This window comes from Pseudonocardia sp. D17 (assembly GCF_036984265.1).
Classification (GTDB): Bacteria; Actinomycetota; Actinomycetes; order Mycobacteriales; family Pseudonocardiaceae; genus Pseudonocardia; species Pseudonocardia benzenivorans.
The window spans coordinates 1-21,347 of sequence record NZ_BPRG01000037.1 but is presented as its reverse complement, the minus strand read 5'-3'; the positions used below and the strand labels follow the sequence as shown (position 1 = coordinate 21,347).

Below are 21,347 nucleotides of genomic sequence, written 5' to 3'. Positions count from 1 at the left end.
AAGACCAATCTCACGCTCGTGAGTGGCGATGGTCGCTCCAGCGACTCCCGCGACTATCGCCACTCACAGCGGGCGCTCAGCCCAGCTCGCTGCGCGGGAGCAGCCGGTCCGCGATGATCTTGGACTGGATCTCGCTGGTCCCCTCGAAGATCGTCGTGAGGCGGGCGTCGCGCCAGTGGCGTTCGACCTGGTGCTCGGTCGTGTAGCCGTTGCCGCCGTGGAGCTGGATCCCGTCGCCGGTGACCTCCGCCGCCATCTCGGTCGCCAGCAGCTTCACCATCGCCGACTCGCGCTCGCACGGGACGCCGAGGTCGATCTGGTGCGCGACGTGCTGGTAGAACGCCCGCGCCTGGTCGACGCGCGCGGCCATGCGCGCCAGCGTGAACCGGACCGCCTGGAAGTCCCCGATCGGGTGCCCGAACTGGCGGCGCTGCTGCAGGTAGCCGATGCAGTCCTCCACCGCCGCCCGCGCCAGGCCGACGGCACGCGCCGCCGTGTGCACCCGGGCGATGGTCAGCCATCGCTGGGTCTCGGCGAACCCGCCCTCGGTGATCTCGTCCGCCACCGGCACCCGGAGCCCGTCGAACTCCAGCTCCCACGTCACGAAGCCGTGGTAGCCGATCTTGTCGATCGGCGAGCCCGTCAGTCCCTTCGGGAAGGCATCCCGCTCCTTCTCCACGAGCAGCGTCGCCAGCCCGGCCGACCGCTTCTCCCCCGGCCCGGGGTCGGCCGTGCGCACGAGCACCTGGATGAAGTCGGCCGCCTTCGCGTTGCCGATCCAGCGCTTGCGGCCGGTCAGGACGTACTCGTCGCCGTCACGCTCGGCCCGGGTGGAGACGGCCGCGAGGTCGGAACCCGCGTCCGGCTCGGACAGCGCGATCGCGCCGATCCACTCCCCCGACGCGCTGCGCCGCAGCAGCTCGCCCCGGCGCGCCGGGTCCGCGACGCCCGTCCCCGCACCCTGCGCGCGGGCGATGATGCTGCCGACGCTCATCCACGCCCTGGCCAGCTCCTCGGCCACCATGCAGTACTCGTAGGCGCCGAGGCCGAGGCCGCCGTGCTCGGTGTCGACGGTGATCCCGAAGAAGCCCAGCTCCCCCATCTCGGCGAGCAGGGAGCGCGGGATCTCCCCCTTCCTCGGGTCCAGCTCGTTGGCGACGGGCAGTACCCGCTCCATCGCGAACCGCCGTGCCGTCCGTTGCAGGGCGACGCGCTCGTCGGTGCGGTACTGCGGCGGCACCTCCGGCAACGGCGGCGGGAGGGGGTCGTCGTCGACCGGGGGCTGCGCGGGGACGTCCATCGGGTCGTTGTGCCACACCCGCCGCTGCCCCGCACCCCGGAGCGCGCGCGGCGCCCGGCCCTCAGAGGCGGCGCAGGCCGTCGAGGACGCGCGCCATCAGGTCCTGGTCGGGTCGGTCGCGCGCGCCGCCGTGCACGCTGACGAGGTCGAGCGCCGCGAGGTCGCCGATCAGCACGCGGGCCACCCCGAGCGGCACCCGTGTCGTCGCCGCGACCTCGGCCACCGAGCGGGCGACGTCGCAGCAGTCCAGCACAGCGCGGTGCGCGGGCGACGCGGCGGCGGCGGGATCGGTGCCGGGCCGCGTGCTGACGAGCGTCTCCAGCCCGAGCTCGACCGGCGGCCGGGTGCGCCCGCCGGTCAGGACGTAGGGCCGCACCGTGATACCGGCCTCGGCGACACCGAGGTCGAGCACGGCGCCGCGGCCCGCCGACGCGTCGGCCTCGGCGTCGGCAGGGACGACCGGGACCGGCTCGGTCGGGGCTGCGCCGGACAGGAGGGGGTCGGACATGCCGGGGTCGGGCGGCCCGGAGTCCGGGGGCGCGCCGTCGCGAGTGTGCCGGCGTCGCCGCGACGCTCCACCGAAGCGGGCACCCGTCCTCCCGACGACAGGTCCCCCGTCGTCGGAGTCCTCCGCCGCCACCGCACACCTCCTCGACCCCCGACCGACATCGGACGGGATGCTCGTTACCAACAGATGACCCGCGTGTTCCGCCACGGTGACACCTCGGGCGAGGGGTCCCAGTAGGTCGCGTCGCTCGCCGTCACACCCGTCACCGCCCGTGTTCGACAACGGCGTCCGGCGCACCGGGCCGGGAACTGCACGCGAGGCCGCCGGGGCAGTAGTTTCGCCCGATGATCCGCATCTCGCCCGTCGGTCGCATCTGGTTCGGCGGCACGGCGGTCGTGGTGGCGGCTGCGGTCGTGCTGCAGGCCGTGCTCTCTGCCGACGGGCAGCCGTACTCGGTGTTCGACACCGCCGGCGAGCGGCTGGCCAACCTGCTCGCCTACTTCACGATCCTGTCGAACGTCCTCGTCGGCCTGACCTTCGGCATTCTCGCGGTGCGGGCGGAGGCCTCGTCGCGGCTGCTGCGGGTCCTGCACCTCGACGCCGTGCTGGGCATCACCGTCACCGGGATCGTGTACAACCTCGTGCTGGCCCCGCTCGACGATCCCACCGGCGCGGCCTGGCTGGCCAACCTCCTGCTGCACATGGTCGTCCCCGCCATGGCCGTGCTGGGGTGGCTGCTGTTCGGGCCGCGCGGGGCCGTCGACACCCCGACGGTGCTGCTCTCGACGATCTACCCCCTGGCGTGGCTGGCGTTCACGCTGACCCGTGGCGCCCTCGTCGACTGGAGCCCGTTCCCCGCCTGGTACCCGTACCCGTTCGTCGACGTCGGCGCGCTCGGCTACGCGCGCGTCGCGCTGAACTGCGTCGTCATCGCCGTGCTGTTCCTGGGCCTGGCGTTCGGCGCCCGGGCGCTCGACCGGTTCCTGGTCCGCCGCTTCCACCCCGACGCGGTGGCCGCCGTCCGTCCGCGCGGGCGTGCCGTCGTGACCGCGGCGACCGCACCGGAGGCGGCCACCGCCACGACGGACGGGCGGCCCGCCCTGCGGGTCGGGGTGCAGCTGCAGCCCCAGCACGCCGACTACGGCCGCATCCGCGATGCGGTCGCGGAGGCCGAGGAGGCGGGCGTCGACATCGTCTTCAACTGGGACCATTTCTTCCCCCTGCGCGGTGCCGCCGACGGCAAGCACTTCGAGTGCTGGACCATGCTCGGGGCCTGGGCGGAGGCCACGTCGCGCGTCGAGATCGGCGCCCTGGTGACGTGCAACGGCTACCGCAACCCCGAGCTGCTGGCCGACATGGCCCGCACCGTCGACCACATCAGCGGCGGCCGCCTGATCCTCGGGATCGGTGCCGGCTGGTTCCGCCGCGACTTCGACGAGTACGGCTACGACTTCGGCACCGCGGGCTCGAGGCTGGCCGGGCTGGCCGACGCGCTGCCCCGGATCCGCTCGCGCTGGGAGCGGCTCAACCCGCCGCCGACGCGCGACATCCCGATCCTCGTCGGCGGCGGCGGTGAGAAGAAGACGCTGCGCTGCACGGCCGAGTACGCCGACATCTGGCACGGCTTCGGCGACGCCGAGACGATCGCGCACAAGAGCCGGGTGCTCGACGCCCACTGCGCCGACGTCGGCCGCGACCCGCGCTCGATCGTCCGGTCCGCGGGCGTCCAGGCCGCCCCCGACGCCGTCGCCGACGACCTGCTCGCCGCCGGCGTCGGCCTGTTCACCATCGGCGTCGGCGGCCCGAGGTACGACCTCGGGCTGCTGAAGGACTGGATCGCCTGGCGCGACGAGCGCCGCGGCTGAGCCCGGCCGGGCTCAGCCGTTCGCCGCCGCCAGCAGGTCGGCGAGCGCGGCGAGGGCCCGGGCCCCGGCCGCGTCGGCGGACTCGACCAGCCCGATGAACGCCGCGTAGCCGTGGATCAGCCCCGGCCCGGGCACGTGCGTCACCGGCACACCCGCGGCCCGCAGCTGCTCGACGTAGGCGTCGCCCTCGTCGCGCAGGGGGTCGAACTCCGCCGTCGCGACGACAGCGGGAGCGACGCCCGCGACGTCGGCGTGCTGCAGGTCGACGACCGGGTCGTCGGTGCCGCCGGGCACGTAGTGGTCGTAGAACCAGCGCATCGCGTCGGCGGTGAGGAAGTAGCCCTCGCCGTTGTCGCGCACCGACTTCGAGCTCTGGGTGGGGTCCGTCGAGGGATACCAGAGCAGCTGCGCGGCGAGCGGCAACGACTCGTCGCGGGCCCGCAGCGCCGCGCCGGCGGCCAGGCTCGCCCCCGCGCTGTCCCCGGCCACCCCGAGCGGGCGGTCGGGATAGGTCTCGTGGGTCCAGCGCAGGCCCGCCATCGTGTCCTCGATGCCCGCGGGGTGCGGGTGCTCGGGGGCGAGGCGGTAGTCGACGGCGACGACGACCGCTCCGGTCTCTCCCGCGACCTTGCGGCACACCGGGTCGTGCGTGTCGAGGTCACCGACGACCCAGCCGCCGCCGTGCAGGTAGGTCACGACGCCGCCGCGGTCCTCCAGGGGGCGGTACACGCGGATCGGCAGCGGGCCGCCGGGTCCGTCGATCTCGTCGTCGGCCACGTCCGCGACGGGGAACGGCACGTAGTCGGCACCGCGGCGCGACAGCGAGAGCGCCCGGTAGTGCTCACGGGTCTCGATCGCCGAGCCGCGCACCAGCGGCAGCGCGCCGTTGGCCTCCAGGGTGTCGAGCACGGTGCGGAACTGCGGATCGAGCGCCATCTCAACACACCCCCCGGACGGGCCGGTGGGTGATGCGGGATGAGCGGCGGGGAGCGCGCACGTCGTCGGTCACGCGATCACCGTATGCCGCAGCGGGCCCCTCTCGAAACCTCTCGGCGCGACGCGACCGCTCCGCGAGAGCGGGTGGCACCGCGAGCTCCACGGAACCCGCACGACTCCGGCGCGGGGGACGACCCACGGCTCGAGGCGGATCGCGCTCACCCGGCGCTCGATCAGGTCCCGGGCGATACTTCCGACGGGTTCGCGACGACGACGGAGGTTCGCGGATGACCGAACCGGACGTCAGGGCGATGGCCCGCGCCGAGCGCGCGGACCTCGCCGACTTCCTCGCCACCCTGACCCCCGAGGAGTGGGACACCCCGACGCTGTGCGAGAGGTGGACGGTGCGCGACGTCGTCGCCCACATGTTCAGCTACGACGAGCTGAGCATGTTCGGGCTGGTCCGTCGCCTGGCCAACGGGCCGGGCAGGGCGAACGACATCGGCGTCGCCGCCTACCGCGACCGCAGTCCCGAACAGCTGGTCGCCCTGGTGCGCGACCACCTGGACCCGCGAGGGCTGCCCGCCGCGTTCGGCGGCCGGATCGCCCTGACCGACTGCACAATCCATCACCAGGACATCCGCCGCCCGCTCGGCCGGCCACGCGAGATCCCGCCGGACCGGCTGCGCGTCGCGCTCGACTATGCACTGTTCGCGCCGCCGATCAAGGCGAAGCCACGGGTCCGCGGGCTGACCCTGCAGGCCACCGACCTCGAGTGGCGCTCCGGCGCGGGCCCCCTCGTCGAGGGCCCTGCGGAGTCGCTGCTGATGGCGGCCGCCGGGCGGGCCGGCGTCACCGATGAGCTGTCCGGGCCCGGAGTGCCGACCCTCGCAGAACGCATCGCAGCCTGAGCCGAAGGCCGCTCCGCGGCCCGCGACGTCCCGGTCCCGGTGGAGGTCCGCGCCGGCGTCGCCGAGCGGCTGCCCGTGGACGACGCATCCGTCGACGCCGTCGTGTTGTGCCTGGTGTTGTGCTCGCTGCCGGATCGGCCGGCAGCACTGAGCGAGGTCCGACGGGCGCTGCGCCCTGGCGGGGTGGTGCGGTTCCTCGAACACACCCGGGCCGAGACGCGTGTCCTGGCGAGCGTGCAGCGGCTCGCCGACGCGACGCTCGTCGTGACGAGCCGAGGGGCACCGATCCCGCGATTCACCTTTCCGGGGTGAGTGTCGGAGCACGGATCATCTGTGCAATCGGGCGTCCAGGCCGCGAAGGGAGCACCGATGACCAACACCCCGCCGGACGAGGAGACGATCAGGGTCATCGGGGTCGAGGGCTACACATACCTGTACCCGCTCGTCCTGATGGACGTTACGCGGCGGCAGCTCACCAACGTGCGCACGGTCCACGACGTCCCGATGCGGGCTCCCCGCGACACGTTCTTCCACGCGCCCGCCTTCCCCGCGGGTGACTTCCGCGCCGTCGTCCGGCCGAACTTCGACACGCTGTACTCGGCCGCGTTCCTCGACGTGCACGAGGAGCCGCGGATCGTGTCGCTCCCCGACGCCGGTGACAAGTACTACCTGCTGCCGCTCTACGACATGTGGGGCGAGGTGTTCAGCTGTCCCGGGACCCGCACCACGGGGAACGCGGCGATCGACGTCGCGGTCTGCCCGCCCGGCTGGAGCGGGCAGCTGCCCGCAGGGGTCCGCCGCTACGCGGCGCCGACCCCGTGGGTGTGGGTGATCGGCCGGACCGAGGCCAGCCCGGCCACCTACGCCGCGGTGCACGAGTTCCAGGCCGGTATGACGATCACCCCGCTGTCGGCGTGGGGCGGCGCGGCGCCGACCGTCACCGGGGAGATCGATCCCTCCGTCGACGACGAGACGCCGCCGTTGCGGCAGGTCTTCGCGCTCGACGCCGCCGCCTTCTTCGGCCGCGCGGCCGAGCTGATCGCCGAGCACCCGCCGCACCAGGCGGACTACCCGATTCTCGACCGGTTGGCCCGGATCGGCTTCGTCCGGGGCGAGCCGTTCGACCTCGCCGCCGCCGATCCCGCCGTCCGGGCGGCCCTGCAGGACGTGACCCCCGAGGCACGCAAGCGGATCAGCGACGAGCAGAGCCGGCTCGCGAAACCGGACGACGGCTGGGTCATTCTCCGGTCCGGCATGGGCACCTACGGCAGCGACTTCCTGCGACGGGCCTGCGTGGAGCTGATCGGGCTGGGCGCAAACCTCGCCGAGGACGCGATCTACCCGGTCACCTACGTCGACTCCGACGGGAACCCGTTCACCGGTGCCGAGCGCTACGTGTGGCACTTCGAGAAGGACGCGATGCCGCCCGTACGCGCCTTCTGGTCGCTGACCCTCTACGACCCGGAGGGGTTCCAGGTACCCAACGAGCTCGACCGGTTCGCCATCGGCGACCGCGACGACCTGCGGTTCAACTCCGACGGGTCCCTCGATCTCGTCGTGTCGCACACCCGGCCCGAGGAAGGCACGTCGAACTGGCTGCCCGCTCCGGAGGGCGTGTTCAACCTCTGTGCCCGCTTCTACTACCCGGAGCAGGCGCTGCTCGACGGCCGCTGGACGCCGCCACCGGTCCGCCGGGTGTAGAACCTCGGCGTGAGCGCTCGACCACGCCCGCTCGGGCGTGCCATCAAAGCCGGTTGCGGAGGTTCGCCCGTCCGGTCGCCTGTCCCGTGAGTGGCGAGCGATGCTCCCGACGTCGATGATGGACCGCTCGTCGCAGCCGCCACGCCCCGGCAGCGCGGGAGAGTCTGCGCGCTCCTCGCTGCCCGGGTACCGGGGAGCGCCGCCTCCTGCCGCCCCTGCGGGCCCGCGCCGGCAGCGCACGATGTCGACGCACGATGGCAGCGACGATGGCAGCGCACGATGGCAGCGCACGATGGCAACGACGATGGCAGGCCGTGCGGGCCACCGGATTTCGCCGGACAGAGGCGCAACTACGTCTCAGTAGAAGGATTGACGCCTGAGTCGAGCGCCGCGTAGCGTGCACGACGACCGGTCGCCGGACGACCGGACCGACGACACCGCGCGTCGGATACCGGCGAGATCGCCCCCCCACAGGTCGGACCTGGCGGCGACCGCCGGTCCCCACCCGTCGACGAGCACACTCACGGGAATCACATTCCCGTGCGAGGGAGCGTGTGATGGCAAGTGTGGAGCAGACCTTCGACCCGTTCGCCGTGGCCGAGGTCGAGACGGTGCGGCGCGACCTGGCCCGGGTCCGCGCCGGCGGTTGCCCCGTCACAGGGGTCGCCCCCGGCATCGGGTTCGTCGGCCACCACGGCCGGGCTCGCGAGGCGCTGCTGGCACACGAGGCGCTCAGCAACCACGGCAACTTCGTTCTCGAGGCACCGGGTGACGGGCCCGCGCCGCCGGACCTGATCACCCAGAGCGACCCGCCGCACCACACGACGCTGCGCGCCCTGCTGCGTCCGGGTTTCGCCCGCGCCGCGATCGTGGAGGCCGCGCCGTGGGTGCGCGAGTACGTCGACGAGCTGATCGACGCCCTCCCGGTCGGAGGCCCGGCCGACCTCCTGGGAGAGGTCGCGCTGCCGCTCACCGCCGGCGTGATCGCCCGGCTGGTCGGCGTCCCCGAAGCGGACGCGGACGCGCTGAGCCGGGACTCGCTGGCGATCACCGCGATCCTGCCGGCACCGTTCACCGGGACCGAGGAATGGGCCCGTCTCGAGCGGTACTTCACCGAGGCCGCACAGCACCGTCGCGCGGTGGCCGACCCGCCCGACGACCTGCTCACCCGGCTCGCACTCGGTGAGATCGACGGGCGCCGGCTGACCGAGCAGGAGGTCGCGTTCCACGCCTGGCAGCTGTTCGTCGCCGGACTCGAGAGCACGGCTTACACGATCGGGTCCACGGTTCACCAGCTCCTTCTCGACCGGTCCCGCTGGGAAGAGCTGCTCGCGGATCGCTCCTTGCTGGACAACACCCGTGAGGAGGGTCTGCGCCACGGTTCGGCCATCCGCTGGGTGCTGCGCACCGTGGCCGGTCCGTCGGAGCTGATCGGCACGGCGGTGCCGGAGAACGGACGCGTGATCGTCGGACTGGAGTCGGCGAACCTCGACGAGGAGGTCTTCGGCCCGGACGCCGGCGAGTTCGACATGCGCCGCCCGTCGGCGCGCCGGCATCTCTCGTTCGGCCACGGCATCCACCTCTGCCTGGGCGCGGAGCTGTCCCGCACGGAGATCTCGGTGGCGCTGGAGGCGCTGCTCGACCGCATGCCCGACCTCCGGCTCGCGCCCGGCTTCCGGTACACCGACGTCGCGAGCCCGATGTTCTGCGGACCCGCCCGGCTCGACGTCGTCTGGTAGCGCAGGCCCGCCCGACGAGTCGGCCTCGGGTCGCCGGGCGTACCGCGTACCGGGTGCTGTCCCCTGCGGCCCGCCACGGCCGCAGGGGACACTGCGGCGCTCGGTGTACCGGAAGCCGGAGGACACCCGTGACTCAGGTCTGGGCCGCTCGGCCCAGCGACCCTCCCGTCACACTTTCGGGTGGGTTCGGCGCGGCGAACGCGACTCCGGCGGGCGAGATGGCCACGCTGGGCGCATGGGTTCGCGGACGCGCCGAGAAACGGATCACTCGGACGTGCAGGAGCGGGAACGGCCCGGCCCCGGTCGGGCAGCGGCCACGGTCGCGCTCGGCGCTCTCGTCGCGGCGCTGGCCGCGGGCTGGGTGTCGACGGCCGACCCGGCGATCGCCAACCGCGGCTGGGACGCCGGGCACACGTGGGAGTCGTCGCAGCTGACCTGAGCCGGTCGGTACCCCTCAGAGCTCCAGGCTGCCGTCGGCGAGCCTGCGGTAGACCTCGGCCGCGGCCCGGGAGAACCCGTCGGGCAGCCCCGCGGCGGCGACCGCGTCGCCCGCCTCGTCCATCTCCCCCGCCCAGCGCCATGCCCGGTCGCCCGCCCTGCCCCGCAGGGCCGACAGCTCGGCGTCGAGGTCACCGCCCGTCCGGGCCACCTCGCCGCGCAGTTCGTCGAGCACGCCGTAACGGTGCGCCGCCGCGGCCATCGTCGCCCAGATCGTGGGCAACGCCTTGGTGCGCAACGCGAAGCACGCCTTCAGCGCGCTCGCGGCGCCGAGCCCGCCGTCGAGCACCGCCGTGGCGAAGGGTGACCCCGCGAACAGGTCGGCGACCGGCTGCGCGTGCTCCCCGGAGAGCCACAGCACCGACCGGCCCGCCTCCCACGCCGGCGGGCCGATCACGGCCCCGTCGACGACCCGCTCGCGCCCGAGCAGCTCGCCGATCTTCTCGACGGTCGCGGGCGAGACGGCATTGGCGTCGACGTAGAGCGGTGGGTCGGGGCGCCCCTCGACCGCCGCGGCGACCTGCCGGGCGACGTCGAGCGCCGCGTGCGGCGGGCAGATCGAGACGACCAGGTGGCTGCGCCGCGCCAGCTCCGCGAGGTCCGGCACGCCGATCAGGTCGGCCAGCTCGGCCCGCTTCGACGTGGCCTGGCTGCGGCCCGCGGCCGCCCACACGACGCCGCTCGCGACCGGCTTGAGCGCCGAGCCGAGGGCTGCACCCATGGCTCCCGGGTGCAGGATCCCGATCACCGGGCGGGCGGGCAGGACGGTTCCGTCCCCGGGGACGGCGACATCGCTCACGCCCGCATCATCACCCATCCCCGCGGCCGGCGTCAGCCGGGCCCGCGGGCGGCGAGCAGGTCCTCGACCCGATCGCGCAGCTCCAGCGCCAACGCGCCCGCGCCCGGCACGACCAGCAGCACGAGGAGCACGACGGCGACGGCCAGACCAGGCGCCACCAGCACCGTCTCGACGCGCCCACCCGTGCGCAGCCGCACCGGCCGCGGGCCGCCGACCGGGTACCAGCGCCGGCCGCGGATCGGGATCGGCCACAGCAGCGGTGCCCCGGACTCGGTGACCGCGTCGCCCACGGCGTGCACGAGCACCCCGAGCGTGACGGCCGCGCCCAGCCACCCGGCCGTCCCGTCGACGCCTCCCGGCACCCAGCGGTCGACCGCGTAGGTCAGCCCGGCCGCGATCACCAGCGACGGCGGGCCGGGCACCAGCGCGTCGAGCCCCTTGATCGCGAGCGCGATGCACACGAACAGCGTCCCGAGCAGCACCGGAGCGCCCCAGCGCGCCGACGCCGCGTTGATCGCGAGGCCCGTCCCGACCGCGAACAGCGCGGTGTGGGTCAGCCCACGGTGCGTGCCGCGGCCGGTGTCGCGCCCGGCCCGGGTGAGCCGGTAGGCCAGCGCCGACAGCGGCCGGACCACACGCGACGCCGCCACCGACGCCCACGAGAACCGCGTCGTGGCCATCGAGGACGGATGGTCGAGGTCGGGCAGCAACGCCGCCCCCGCGCAGACCGCCGCGAAGGTCAGGATGCCGCCCGCGTCGACCGGCGCGGCGGCGACGTGCCCGGCGGCCCAGCCGGACACGACCCCGGCCCCCGCGACCCCCATGACCGCGAGCCCCACGGCCGCTCCCGACAGGGCATGACTGACCCCCAGCACGCGCGTCCCGCCACTTCCTCGCGACGCCGGGCCCCGCGCCCGGACGGCGCTCGAGCCTATGCGGCGCAGGTGTGCACGGATCGTCAGGCGCGCCGAGCGGCGCTGCGGCAGGCTGTCCGATCATGAGCGACGACACGGACCTCCGCGCCATCCTCGGTGCCGACGCCGTCGGCGGCTGGCTCCAGCTCCCAGGCACGGCGACCGCCGAGATCATCGGCTCGGCGGGGTTCGACGCGGTGTGCGTCGACACCCAGCACGGGCTCATCGGCGAGGACCTCGTCCTGCCGATGCTGCAGGCGCTCAGCGCGACGGGCGCCCCGGCGCTGGTGCGCGTCGCGTGGAACGACCCCGTCGCCATCACCGCTGCGCTCGACCGCGGCGCGCACGGCGTCGTCGTGCCGATGGTGAACTCCGCGCAGGAGGCGGCCGCTGCGGCCGCTGCCTGCCGCTGGCCCCCGCACGGCACCCGCAGCTACGGCCCGACCCGGCTGGGCATGATGACCGCCCCGCCGGCGGACCCGGTGTGCGTCGTCATGGTCGAGACGACCGAGGCGGTGGCCGCGGTCGACGACATCGTCGCCGTCGACGGGGTGGACGCCGTGTTCGTCGGACCCTCGGACCTCGCGCTGAGCATGGGCAAGGCGACGTCGGCGCAGAACGGCGACCCGGAGTACGACGCGCTGCTCGAGACCGTCGTCAAGGCGTGCCGGGCGCGGGACCTGCCCGTCGGGATCTTCTGCGCGTCGGCGGGCCATCTGCACCGCTTCCGCGACCTGGGCTTCACCTACGGCTTCATCCGTGGCGACGGCTCCCTGCTCGCGGACAAGGCCGCGGAGGAGCTGGCCGCGAGCCGGCCCGGCAGCACCACGCCGCCGATCACCCCGGTCTGACGTCGCCGCGGGCGGGCCGGTCCCCGCGACGGCCCGTCCCGCCCGACGTCCGCGCGCCCCGGACACCTCCTCGACCCGGTCGCCCGGCGCCGGCTCCGACCGGTTTCGGCACGCCGCGACGCCGGGCCGCGAGGTGAGCGAGGGGCGCGACGTGAGCGAGGGCCCTCACGGGGTCGGATCGGGGTCGTCCTCGGCGGGCTCGCGGGCGGCGAGGGCACCCCGGCGGTCGTGCAGCCGGGCCGGCCACAGCGCCTGGATCGAGGCGTCGAGGTGCGCACCGAGGACGATCGCGAACCCGATGAAGAACGCCGCCAGCAGGAACGCGATCGGCGCGGCGAGCGCACCGTAGGTGTAGCCGGTGCCGGTCACCCAGTTGATGTAGACGCGCAGGCCCGTGACGCCGGCCAGGAACACGACGGCGGCCAGCAACGCACCCGGCAGCCCGCGCCACCACGGCGGCTTCGCCGGCAGCGCGACCTTGTACAGCGTCGTCAGCGCGAGGACCAGGATGACGCCGATCACCGGGTAGTAGAGGTCGGCGATCAGCGTGATCGCGGCGGGCCGCCACGACTCCGGCAGGATCCCCGGCAGCCGGTCGGGGCCCAGCGCGAGCAGCGGGAGCGAGATGATCCCGCCGACGAGCGCGACGACGTAGAGCAGCAGGGCGAGGATGCGCTGCCAGACTGGGTTGCGGATGCCGTACTGGCCGTGCGCGCGGGTGATGGCGTCGACGAACGACGACATCGCCGACGAGCCCGACCACAGCGAGATGACGAAACCCAGTGAGACGAGCTCGCTGCGCCCCGTCGTCAGGATCTGCGAGACCGTCGGCGCGATGATCTGGTCGACGGCGTCGCGGGTGAAGATGCCGCTGGTCGCGGCGATGATCCGGGCCTCGACGATCTGCGCGGTGTTCGGGCCGAACCACTCGCCGATGTAGCCGAGCGAGCCGAGCAGTCCCAGAAGCAACGGCGGCAGGGACAGCGTCTGCCAGAACGCGGCCGAGGCCGACTCGGAGAAGATGTTGTCGTCCCAGGCGCCGACGATCGTGCGGACGGCCAGCTGCTTCGCCCCGCGCTTCGGCGCCGGCTCCTCGTTCCGGTCGGACTGCTGCGTCGGGCCGGGCTGTTGTTCGGGCTCCTGGTCCAGGACCTGGTCCGGCTGCTGTCCGGCCGGCCGCGGCGCGGGGCCCGGCGGTGCGGCGGGCGCAACCTGGTCGTCGTCCGGCGGGCCGCCGGGAGCGGTGTGGTTGCGCCCGGTGTCGTGGTCGGGGGCCGGGTCGTCCGGCGCGGGCGCACCGCCCGACGGGGTGTGCGCGGCCCCTGAGCCGGGGCGTGACCGGTCGCCCGGCAGGGCCCCTCCCCCGCCGGTGCCCGCGTGCACGTCGGTCACGTCGTCCAGGATGCTCCACCGAGGCCGTCGGTGCGCGCTCCGACGCGCGGCCGTGACCTGCGACGACCCGAGGGTGACCGGCCGGTGACCCCTCCCGGTGGGTCAGGAGAGCGCCTCCAGCAGCGTGCGGGCGGCCAGGCTCGGCGGCATGTCCCCCGCCCTGACCTCCTTCTCCAACGCCGGCAGCGCCGCCTTCACGCCGGGGTCGGAGCGCAGCCGGTCCATCAGCTGGTCGCGCACCATCGCCCACATCCACTCGACCTGCTGGTCGGCGCGCCGGGCGGCCAGCTCCCCGCCGGCCTCGAGCGTCGCGCGGTGCTTCTCGACGGCCGACCACACGTCGTCGAGACCGGTGCCGGTCTGCGCGCTGCACGGCAGGACCGGCGGGCGCCACGACTCGCTCGACGGCGTCATCAACCGCAGCGCCGACCGCAGCTCGGCCGCCGCGGCGCGGGCCTCCTTCTCGTGCGGCCCGTCGGCCTTGTTGACCGCGACCACGTCGGCCAGCTCGAGGATGCCCTTCTTGATGCCCTGCAGCGAGTCGCCGGTCCGGGCGATCGTGAGCAGCAGGAACGTGTCGACCATCGCCGCGACGGCGACCTCGGACTGCCCGACGCCCACCGTCTCGACGAGCACGACGTCGTAGCCCGCGGCCTCCATCAGCACGATCGTCTCGCGGGTCGCGCGGGCGACCCCGCCGAGCGTGCCGGCGCTGGGCGAGGGCCGGACGAACGCGTTCTCGTCGACCGCGAGCGCGGCCATCCGCGTCTTGTCCCCGAGGATCGAGCCCTTCGTCCGGGTCGACGAGGGGTCGACGGCCAGCACCGCGACCCGGTGGCCGGCGCCGGTGAGCCGGGTGCCGAGGGCCTCGATGAACGTCGACTTGCCGACGCCGGGCACCCCGCTGATGCCGACCCGCACACCGGCACCCGCCCGCGGCTGCAACCGGGACAGCAGCTCCTGGGCGGCGACCCGGTGGTCGGGCCGGTTCGACTCGACCAGCGTGATGGCCCTGGCCAGCAGCGACCGCGAGCCGCCGAGCACACCGTCGGTCAGCGCGTCGACGTCGATCGACCGGGCGGGCATCTACGACGCGTCGCCGGAGTGCAGGGCCGCCGTGAGCTTGCCCAGCAGGTCGACCGCCGCCTCGGCGATGACCGTGCCCGGTCCGAACACCGCGACCGCGCCCATCTCGAGCAGCTCCGGGACGTCGGCGGGCGGGATGACGCCGCCGACGACGACCATGATGTCGGGCCGGTCGAGCTCGGCGAGCGCCCCGCGCAGCTCGGGGACCAGCGTCAGGTGCCCGGCGGCCAGCGAGCTCACCCCGATGACGTGCACGTCGGCCTCGACGGCCTGGCGCGCGACCTCGCCCGGGGTCTGGAACAGCGGGCCCACGTCGACGTCGAAGCCCAGGTCGGCGAACGCGGTGGCGATGACCTTCTGCCCGCGGTCGTGGCCGTCCTGGCCCATCTTGGCGACGAGGATGCGCGGCTGGCGGCCCTCCTCCTCGGCGAACTCGTCGACGAGCTCGCGGGCACGGGCGATCGCCGGGTTCTGCCCGGCCTCCTCGGAGTACACGCCGGAGATGATCCTGATCTGTCCGGAGTGCCGCCCGAAGACCTTCTCCAGCGCGTCGGAGATCTCCCCGACGGTGGCCTTCGCCCGGGCGGCGTCGACGGCGAGGGCCAGCAGGTTCTGTCCGGCGTCGCGCTCGGTGCCCTCGGCGATGGCCGCGGCGGCGCCGGTGAGCTTCTCCAGCGCCGCGTCGACGTCGCGGGAGTCGCGCTCGCGACGCAGCCGCTCCAGCTTGTCGAGCTGCTCGCGGCGCACGCCGGCGTTGTCGACCTTGAGCACGTCGATCTGCTCGTCGGAGCCCGTGACGAACTTGTTGACGCCGATGACCGGCTGCCGGCCGGAGTCGATGCGCGCCTGGGTGCGCGCCGCGGCCTCCTCGACGCGCAGCTTCGGGATGCCGGCGTCGATGGCCTGGGCCATGCCCCCGGCCTTCTCGACCTCCGTGATGTGCGCCCACGCGCGGCGGGCGAGGTCGTAGGTGAGCCGTTCGACGTAGTAGCTGCCGCCCCACGGGTCGATGACGTTCGTCGTGCCCGACTCCTGCTGCAGCAGCAGCTGGGTGTTGCGGGCGATGCGGGCGGAGAAGTCCGTCGGCAGGGCGAGCGCCTCGTCGAGGGCGTTGGTGTGCAGCGACTGGGTGTGGCCCTGGGTCGCGGCCATCGCCTCGACGCAGGTGCGCACGACGTTGTTGTAGACGTCCTGGGCCGTGAGCGACCACCCGGAGGTCTGCGAGTGGGTGCGCAGCGACAGCGACTTGGAGTTCTTCGGGTCGAACTGCTGCACGAGCTTCGCCCACAGCAGGCGCGCGGCCCGCATCTTGGCGACCTCCATGAAGAAGTTCATGCCGATCGCCCAGAAGAAGGACAGCCGCGGCGCGAACCTGTCGACGTCGAGCCCCGCGTCGATCCCGGCCCGCAGGTACTCCACACCGTCGGCCAGCGTGTAGGCGAGCTCGAGGTCGTTGGTGGCCCCGGCCTCCTGGATGTGGTAGCCGGAGATGGAGATCGAGTTGAACTTCGGCATCTTCTCCGACGTGAAGCGGAAGATGTCGGAGATGATCTGCATCGAGGGCTGCGGCGGGTAGATGTAGGTGTTGCGGACCATGAACTCCTTGAGGATGTCGTTCTGGATGGTCCCCGTGAGCTTCTCGGGCGCGACGCCCTGTTCCTCGGCCGCCAGGATGTAGAGGGCGAGGACGGGCAGCACCGCGCCGTTCATGGTCATCGACACCGACATCCGGTCGAGCGGGATGCCGTCGAAGAGCTGGCGCATGTCGTAGATCGAGTCGATCGCCACGCCCGCCATGCCGACGTCGCCCGCCACCCGCGGGTGGTCGGAGTCGTAGCCGCGGTGGGTGGCGAGGTCGAACGCGATCGACAGGCCCTTCTGCCCGGCCGCGAGGTTGCGCCGGTAGAAGGCGTTGGACTCGGCGGCCGTGGAGAACCCGGCGTACTGCCGGACCGTCCACGGCTGCGTGACGTACATCGTCGGGTACGGGCCGCGCAGGAAGGGCGCGACGCCCGGGTAGGTGCCGAGGAAGTCGACGTCGGCGAGGTCGTCGGCGGTGTAGAGCGCCTTGACGGGGATACCCTCCGGCGACTCCCACGGCTCGGGCTGCTCGCCCACGGGGGTCGACGCGGGCGCCGCGGCGCCGTCGAGGTCGATCCGGGTGAAGTCGGGGACGGTCATCGCGCGTCCTCTCCGTTCGCCGCGTCGAGTGCGGCGTACACGTCGTCGATGACGGCCAGCGCGTCGCAGCCCGCGTGCAGGGTCGCGTCGACACCGTCGACCTCGGCCCGGCCCGCGAGCAGGATGCGGGTCGCCCCCGCCTCGCGCAGGGCGGCGGCGGTCGCGGCGGCACTCTCGGCGTAGGCCTCGTCGGTGCCGCAGAGGACGGCGACCGGTGTCGCCGCCTCGCCGAACGCGGCGACGATCTCGTCGGTGGACGCGGTGGCGCCCGCGTCGGGGGTGGCGATGCCGCCCGCGCCGAGCAGGTTGCGGGCGAACCCGGCGCGAGCGCTGTGCGCGGCGACGGTGCCCAGCGTCGCGAGGAACGCGGCGGGCCGGGCGCCGGTGGCGGCGAGGACGGCGTCGGAGCGGTCGCGCCGCTCCTCGAACGCGCCGGCCAGGCGGTAGACCGGCAGGCCCCCGGCCGCGGCGGGCGCGGGGTGCGGCGCACGTTCGACGGGCCGCTCGTCGAGGTCGGGGAACTCGCTGACGCCGGTGATGGGCGTGCGCCGGGTGGCGACGTCGCGCTCGCGGCGCTCCCGTACCGGCGCGACCCGCTCGGCGACGAAGCCGGAGTCGAGCGCGGCCACCGCGCCGCCGGCGCCCTCGACCTCCTGGAAGAACGTCCACGCCGCACGGGCGAGCTCGTCGGTACGGCTCTCCACGTACCAGGACCCGCCCGCGGGGTCGACGACCCGGGCGAGGTGCGCCTCCATGATCAGCAGCGACTGGGTGTTGCGGGCGATACGCCGGGAGAACGGCTCGGCGACGCCGATGGCCTCGTCGAACGGGGCGACGGTCACGGCGTCCGCGCCGCCGACGCCCGCGGCGAAGCCGGCGACCGTGCCGCGCAGCATGTTCACCCAGGGGTCGCGGCGGGTCGTCGTCATCGGGGAGGTGACGGCGTGCTGGACCTGGCCGGGGGCGTCGGGGGCGCCGCACGCCTCCAGCACCCGCGCCCAGAGCCGCCGCGCGGCGCGTAGCAGGGCGATCGTCGCGAACTGGTCGCCGGTGACGCCGAAGCGGAACTCCAGCAGCCGGGCGGCGGTCGCGACGTCGAGCCCTGCCCCGGTCAGCGCCCGCAGGTAGGCGACCCCGGCCGCGAGCGACCAGCCGAGCTGCTGGGCGTCGGACGCCCCGGCGCCGTGCACCGGCAGCGCGTCGACGACGATCGCGCGCATGGCCGGGAAGTCGTCGGCCACGCGGCGCGCGAGCGGCAGCACGGACTCGACGTCGGGGCCCTCGCCGGTGGCGGCACGCAGACCGACCGGGTCGAGACCGAGGTTCCCGCCGACCTGCGCGGGATCGACGTCGGACGCCGTGACGTGGGCGAGGAAGGCCTCGGCGGCGGCGACCGCGTCGGCCCCGGCGTCGAGCACGACGGGCGCGAGGTCGAGCAGGACGCCTTCGAGCGCGGCGGGCAGGTCGGCGACGGCGACACCGTGCGTCCCCACCCCCAGCCACAGGGAGGTCACGCCGTTGTCGAGGTCCTCGGCGACGGCGGCGGCGACCGCGGCGGGGTCGGCGGAGGTGTGCCGGGCGCGGATGTCCCAGCCGTCGGGCACGTACCCGCCGGCGCGGCTGCCCCGGACGTACGGGGCGGCGCCGGGGACGCCGGTCGCGGCGAGGTCGGGTACGTCGTCGGCGGTGTAGAGCGGCCGGACCCGCAGGCCGTCGAGGGTCTCGCGGACGAGCACGTCCACACCGGACCCGGCCGGCGCGTCCGCGGGCAGCCGGCCCGCCTTGCGCAGCACCCCGTCGACGAGGGCGGCCCACTCCTCCCGCGTCGCGGCCGGGAACTCTGCGGCGAGCGCGAGGTCGTCGGGTTCCTCCGGAGCCCCGCGCTCCAGCGCGTCGGGATCCACCTGCGGGGTGGTCATCGCACTTCCTCCCTGCGTCCGGCGGCCGCCGTGGCCGTGCCGGGGTTTCGCGGAGTCTAGGTGGGTTGTGCGGTACCCGGCACGGTCTGTGTCACCGGGCTCACCCGCTGATCACGGTGTCTCGCAGCACACCGGCCACCGCCCTACTTCTACGTGCGGTAGAACTACTACAGCGTGTAGAAATTCCGAACGGAGGACGGCATGACCGCACTCGACCTGGCCCGCTGGCAGTTCGGGATCACGACCGTCTACCACTTCCTGTTCGTGCCGCTGACGATCGGACTGTCCGCGATCGTGGCGATCCTGCAGACGGCGTGGCACCGGACCGGAAAGGTCGAGTACCTGCGGGCGACCCGCTTCCTCGGCAAGCTCTTCCTGATCAACTTCGCGATGGGCGTCGTGACCGGGATCGTCCAGGAGTTCCAGTTCGGGATGAACTGGAGCAGCTACTCGACGTTCGTCGGCGACGTGTTCGGCGCGCCGCTGGCGATGGAGGCGCTGCTCGCGTTCTTCCTGGAGTCGACGTTCATCGGCCTGTGGATCTTCGGCTGGGACCGGCTCCCGCGTCGCGTGCACCTGGCATGCATCTGGGTCGTCGCGGTCGGCACGAACCTCTCGGCGTACTTCATCATCGCGGCCAACGCGTGGATGCGCCATCCCGTCGGTTTCGCCGTCGACCCCGCGACCGGCCGCGCGCGGCTCACCGACATCTGGGCCGTCCTCACCAACGACCAGGCCTGGTCGACCTATCTGCACGTCGTGTCCGGCGCGTTCATCGCGGCCGGCCTGTTCGTCGTCGCGGTCAGCGCCTACAAGATCCAGCGGGCCCGGTGGCCCCGCCGCGGTGACACGGCGCCGCACCCCTCGGAGGGCGGGCTGTTCCGCAAGACCCTGCGGCTCGGGTTCGCCGTCACCGCGATCGCCGGCGCGCTCGTCGTCTTCTCCGGCGACCACCAGGCCAAGCTCATGGCCCAGTACGAGCCGATGAAGCTCGCCGGCGCGGAGGCGCTGTGGGAGGACGAGCAGGGCGCCGGGTTCTCGCTGTTCGCCGTCGGCGACATCCGCGAGGGCCGCAACCACGTCAACGTCCAGGTCCCGAACGTCCTGTCGTTCCTGGCCACCGGCCACCTCGACGGCGACGTGCAGGGCATCAACGACGTCCAACAGCGGCTCGAGCAGCAGTACGGCCCCGGCGACTACCGGCCGGACATCGCCGTCCTCTACTGGTCGTTCCGGCTGATGATGGGCCTGGGCATGGCCGGCGTCGGGATCGGGGTCCTCGGGCTGTGGCTGACCCGGCGCGGCCGGCTGCCCGACCGCCGCTGGATGTACCGCGTCGCCGTCCTCGGGCTGCCCGCGGCGCTGGCCGCGAACGTGTTCGGGTGGCTGCTCACCGAGATGGGCCGCCAGCCGTGGACCGTCGTCGGCGAGCTGCTCACCGCCGCGAGCGTCTCACCGGGGGTGAGCCTCACCGAGGTCGCGATCTCGCTGTCGGCGTTCACGTTGATCTACGCCGTGCTCGCCGTGATCGAGGCGAGGCTGCTGTTCCGCTACGTCGTCGCCGGTCCGGGTGCGGTCATGCCCTATCCCACGGACCCCGCCGACGGCGACACCGGCACCGCCGCGGCCCGGCCCGATCCCGCCGACGAACGCGTCCCCGCGTTCGTCTACTGAAGGGGCCCGCCATGGACCTGACCACCATCTGGTTCCTCGCCATCGCCGTGCTGTGGACCGGCTACTTCGTCCTGGAGGGCTTCGACTTCGGCGTCGGCATGCTGTTGCCCGTCGTCGGCCGCGACGACACCGACCGCCGCGTCATGATCAACGCGATCGGCCCGGTCTGGGACGGCAACGAGGTCTGGCTGATCACCGCGATCGGGGCCACCTTCGCGGCCTTCCCCGCCTGGTACGGCTCGATGCTCAGCGGGTTCTACCTGCCCCTGCTCGCCGTCCTGCTCGCGCTGATCGCGCGCGGCGTGGCGTTCGAGTACCGCGGCAAGGTCGACGACCCGCGCTGGCGGCGCCGCTGGGACGTGGCGATCGTCGTCGGCAGCACGGTGCCCGCGCTGGTGTGGGGCCTGCTGTTCGCGAACCTGGTCCACGGGCTGCCGATGGACGCGGGCCACGTCGTGCGCGCCGGGCTCGGCGACCTGCTCCACCCCTACGCGCTGCTCGGCGCGCTGACCACCGCCACGGTGTTCCTGCTGCACGGCGCGGTGTTCCTGGCGCTCAAGACGGACGGCCCGGTCCGCGTGCTGGCCCGCGCGGTGGCCCTGCGCACCGCGCTGGTCGCGGTTCCCGCGCTCGTCGGGTTCCTCGGCTGGACGCTCGCGCAGCGGCCCACCGGCTGGACGCTGCCCGTCGGGGTCGTCGCCGTGCTGGCGCTGGTGGCCGGCACCGGGCTGACCGCACGCGGCCGCGAGGGTCGCGGGTTCGCGGCGACGGCGCTCGCGATCGTCGCGACGACCGTCGTGCTGTTCGGGTCGATGTTCCCGGTGCTGGTCCCGTCGACGACCGACCCGGCGTTCTCGCTGACCGTCGCCGGCGCGGCGTCGGGCGGTTACACGCTGCAGGTCATGAGCTGGATCGCGCTCGTCATGCTGCCGCTGGTGATCGGCTACCAGGCCTGGTCCTACTGGGTGTTCCGGCGCCGCGTGACCCGCGCCCACATCGCGCCCGCCCACTGAGCCCTGATCCACCGGTGTGGGTCGGTGGGTGAGCGTGGCGTAGAACGAGAATGCCCTCCT

At 73.8% G+C, this 21,347-nt stretch carries 17 protein-coding genes and 2 pseudogenes; 10 read left to right on the top strand and 9 right to left on the bottom strand.

Annotated features, from left to right (window positions below):
• Nucleotides 1-76 precede the first annotated feature (76 nt).
• The gene (locus tag PSD17_RS06380) at nucleotides 77-1,300 is read right to left on the bottom strand and encodes an acyl-CoA dehydrogenase family protein (protein WP_339122129.1); all 1,224 of its coding nucleotides are present in this window, start codon (nucleotides 1,298-1,300) and stop codon (nucleotides 77-79) included.
• A 61-nt stretch (nucleotides 1,301-1,361) separates the two neighbouring features.
• Complete coding sequence (locus PSD17_RS06375) at nucleotides 1,362-1,808, bottom strand: DUF742 domain-containing protein (protein ID WP_339122128.1); 447 nt, start codon at nucleotides 1,806-1,808, stop codon at nucleotides 1,362-1,364.
• A 344-nt stretch (nucleotides 1,809-2,152) separates the two neighbouring features.
• On the opposite strand from PSD17_RS06375, the pseudogene PSD17_RS06370 reads away from it, so the two are divergent.
• Both PSD17_RS06370 and PSD17_RS06365 read left to right on the top strand, forming a co-directional pair.
• A pseudogene (locus PSD17_RS06370) lies at nucleotides 2,153-2,776 on the top strand (Pr6Pr family membrane protein); the annotation flags it as partial.
• 75 nt (nucleotides 2,777-2,851) lie between these two features.
• Entirely contained in the window at nucleotides 2,852-3,673 is an 822-nt protein-coding gene (locus PSD17_RS06365; protein WP_339122169.1) for an LLM class F420-dependent oxidoreductase, read from the top strand.
• A gap of 12 nt (nucleotides 3,674-3,685) precedes the next feature.
• Here the strand turns inward: PSD17_RS06365 and PSD17_RS06360 are convergent, their stop codons facing one another.
• On the bottom strand, nucleotides 3,686-4,609 hold the full coding sequence (locus PSD17_RS06360) for an alpha/beta hydrolase (protein WP_339122127.1): 924 nt from the start codon (nucleotides 4,607-4,609) through the stop codon (nucleotides 3,686-3,688).
• A gap of 287 nt (nucleotides 4,610-4,896) precedes the next feature.
• Between PSD17_RS06360 and PSD17_RS06355 the strand changes: the two genes are divergently transcribed.
• From PSD17_RS06355 to PSD17_RS06335, 5 genes and pseudogenes are all read left to right on the top strand, one after another.
• Nucleotides 4,897-5,520, top strand: coding sequence for a maleylpyruvate isomerase family mycothiol-dependent enzyme (locus PSD17_RS06355; protein ID WP_339122126.1), 624 nt, complete (start codon nucleotides 4,897-4,899; stop codon nucleotides 5,518-5,520).
• A gap of 24 nt (nucleotides 5,521-5,544) precedes the next feature.
• Nucleotides 5,545-5,832: pseudogene (locus tag PSD17_RS06350) on the top strand (class I SAM-dependent methyltransferase); the annotation flags it as partial.
• A gap of 57 nt (nucleotides 5,833-5,889) precedes the next feature.
• Complete coding sequence (locus PSD17_RS06345) at nucleotides 5,890-7,221, top strand: DUF1254 domain-containing protein (protein ID WP_339122125.1); 1,332 nt, start codon at nucleotides 5,890-5,892, stop codon at nucleotides 7,219-7,221.
• A gap of 557 nt (nucleotides 7,222-7,778) precedes the next feature.
• Nucleotides 7,779-8,960 (top strand): cytochrome P450, encoded by a 1,182-nt coding sequence (locus PSD17_RS06340; RefSeq protein WP_339122124.1) that lies wholly within the window; start codon nucleotides 7,779-7,781, stop codon nucleotides 8,958-8,960.
• 274 nt (nucleotides 8,961-9,234) lie between these two features.
• A complete protein-coding gene (locus PSD17_RS06335) occupies nucleotides 9,235-9,399 on the top strand; it encodes a hypothetical protein (RefSeq protein ID WP_013675249.1) in 165 nt (54 codons plus the stop codon).
• A gap of 15 nt (nucleotides 9,400-9,414) precedes the next feature.
• Here the strand turns inward: PSD17_RS06335 and PSD17_RS06330 are convergent, their stop codons facing one another.
• Both PSD17_RS06330 and PSD17_RS06325 read right to left on the bottom strand, forming a co-directional pair.
• Nucleotides 9,415-10,257, bottom strand: a complete 843-nt coding sequence (locus PSD17_RS06330; RefSeq protein ID WP_339122123.1) for an NAD(P)-dependent oxidoreductase — start codon at nucleotides 10,255-10,257, stop codon at nucleotides 9,415-9,417.
• 32 nt (nucleotides 10,258-10,289) lie between these two features.
• Nucleotides 10,290-11,132, bottom strand: coding sequence for a metal-dependent hydrolase (locus PSD17_RS06325; RefSeq protein WP_339122122.1), 843 nt, complete (start codon nucleotides 11,130-11,132; stop codon nucleotides 10,290-10,292).
• Nucleotides 11,133-11,254: 122 nt separating this feature from the next.
• Here PSD17_RS06325 and PSD17_RS06320 point away from each other — a divergent pair, with 122 nt between their 5' ends.
• Nucleotides 11,255-12,022, top strand: coding sequence for an HpcH/HpaI aldolase family protein (locus PSD17_RS06320; protein ID WP_339122121.1), 768 nt, complete (start codon nucleotides 11,255-11,257; stop codon nucleotides 12,020-12,022).
• Nucleotides 12,023-12,187: 165 nt separating this feature from the next.
• On the opposite strand, the gene PSD17_RS06315 is transcribed toward PSD17_RS06320, so the two are convergent.
• From PSD17_RS06315 to PSD17_RS06300, 4 genes are all read right to left on the bottom strand, one after another.
• Nucleotides 12,188-13,414, bottom strand: a complete 1,227-nt coding sequence (locus PSD17_RS06315; RefSeq protein ID WP_339122120.1) for a YihY/virulence factor BrkB family protein — start codon at nucleotides 13,412-13,414, stop codon at nucleotides 12,188-12,190.
• A gap of 102 nt (nucleotides 13,415-13,516) precedes the next feature.
• Entirely contained in the window at nucleotides 13,517-14,500 is a 984-nt protein-coding gene (meaB, locus tag PSD17_RS06310) for a methylmalonyl Co-A mutase-associated GTPase MeaB (RefSeq protein WP_013675244.1), read from the bottom strand.
• On the bottom strand, nucleotides 14,501-16,681 hold the full coding sequence (gene scpA / locus PSD17_RS06305) for a methylmalonyl-CoA mutase (protein ID WP_013675243.1): 2,181 nt from the start codon (nucleotides 16,679-16,681) through the stop codon (nucleotides 14,501-14,503).
• Entirely contained in the window at nucleotides 16,678-18,600 is a 1,923-nt protein-coding gene (locus tag PSD17_RS06300) for a methylmalonyl-CoA mutase family protein (RefSeq protein WP_339122119.1), read from the bottom strand. Before PSD17_RS06300 ends, scpA begins: the two co-directional genes overlap by 4 nt.
• Nucleotides 18,601-18,801: 201 nt before the next feature.
• Here PSD17_RS06300 and PSD17_RS06295 point away from each other — a divergent pair, with 201 nt between their 5' ends.
• Nucleotides 18,802-20,274, top strand: coding sequence for a cytochrome ubiquinol oxidase subunit I (locus tag PSD17_RS06295; protein WP_013675241.1), 1,473 nt, complete (start codon nucleotides 18,802-18,804; stop codon nucleotides 20,272-20,274).
• Nucleotides 20,275-20,285: 11 nt separating this feature from the next.
• Nucleotides 20,286-21,287 carry a cytochrome d ubiquinol oxidase subunit II gene (gene cydB, locus PSD17_RS06290; protein ID WP_103381189.1) on the top strand — a complete coding sequence of 334 codons (1,002 nt, stop codon included), beginning with the start codon at nucleotides 20,286-20,288 and terminating at the stop codon, nucleotides 21,285-21,287.
• Nucleotides 21,288-21,347: the final 60 nt, after the last annotated feature.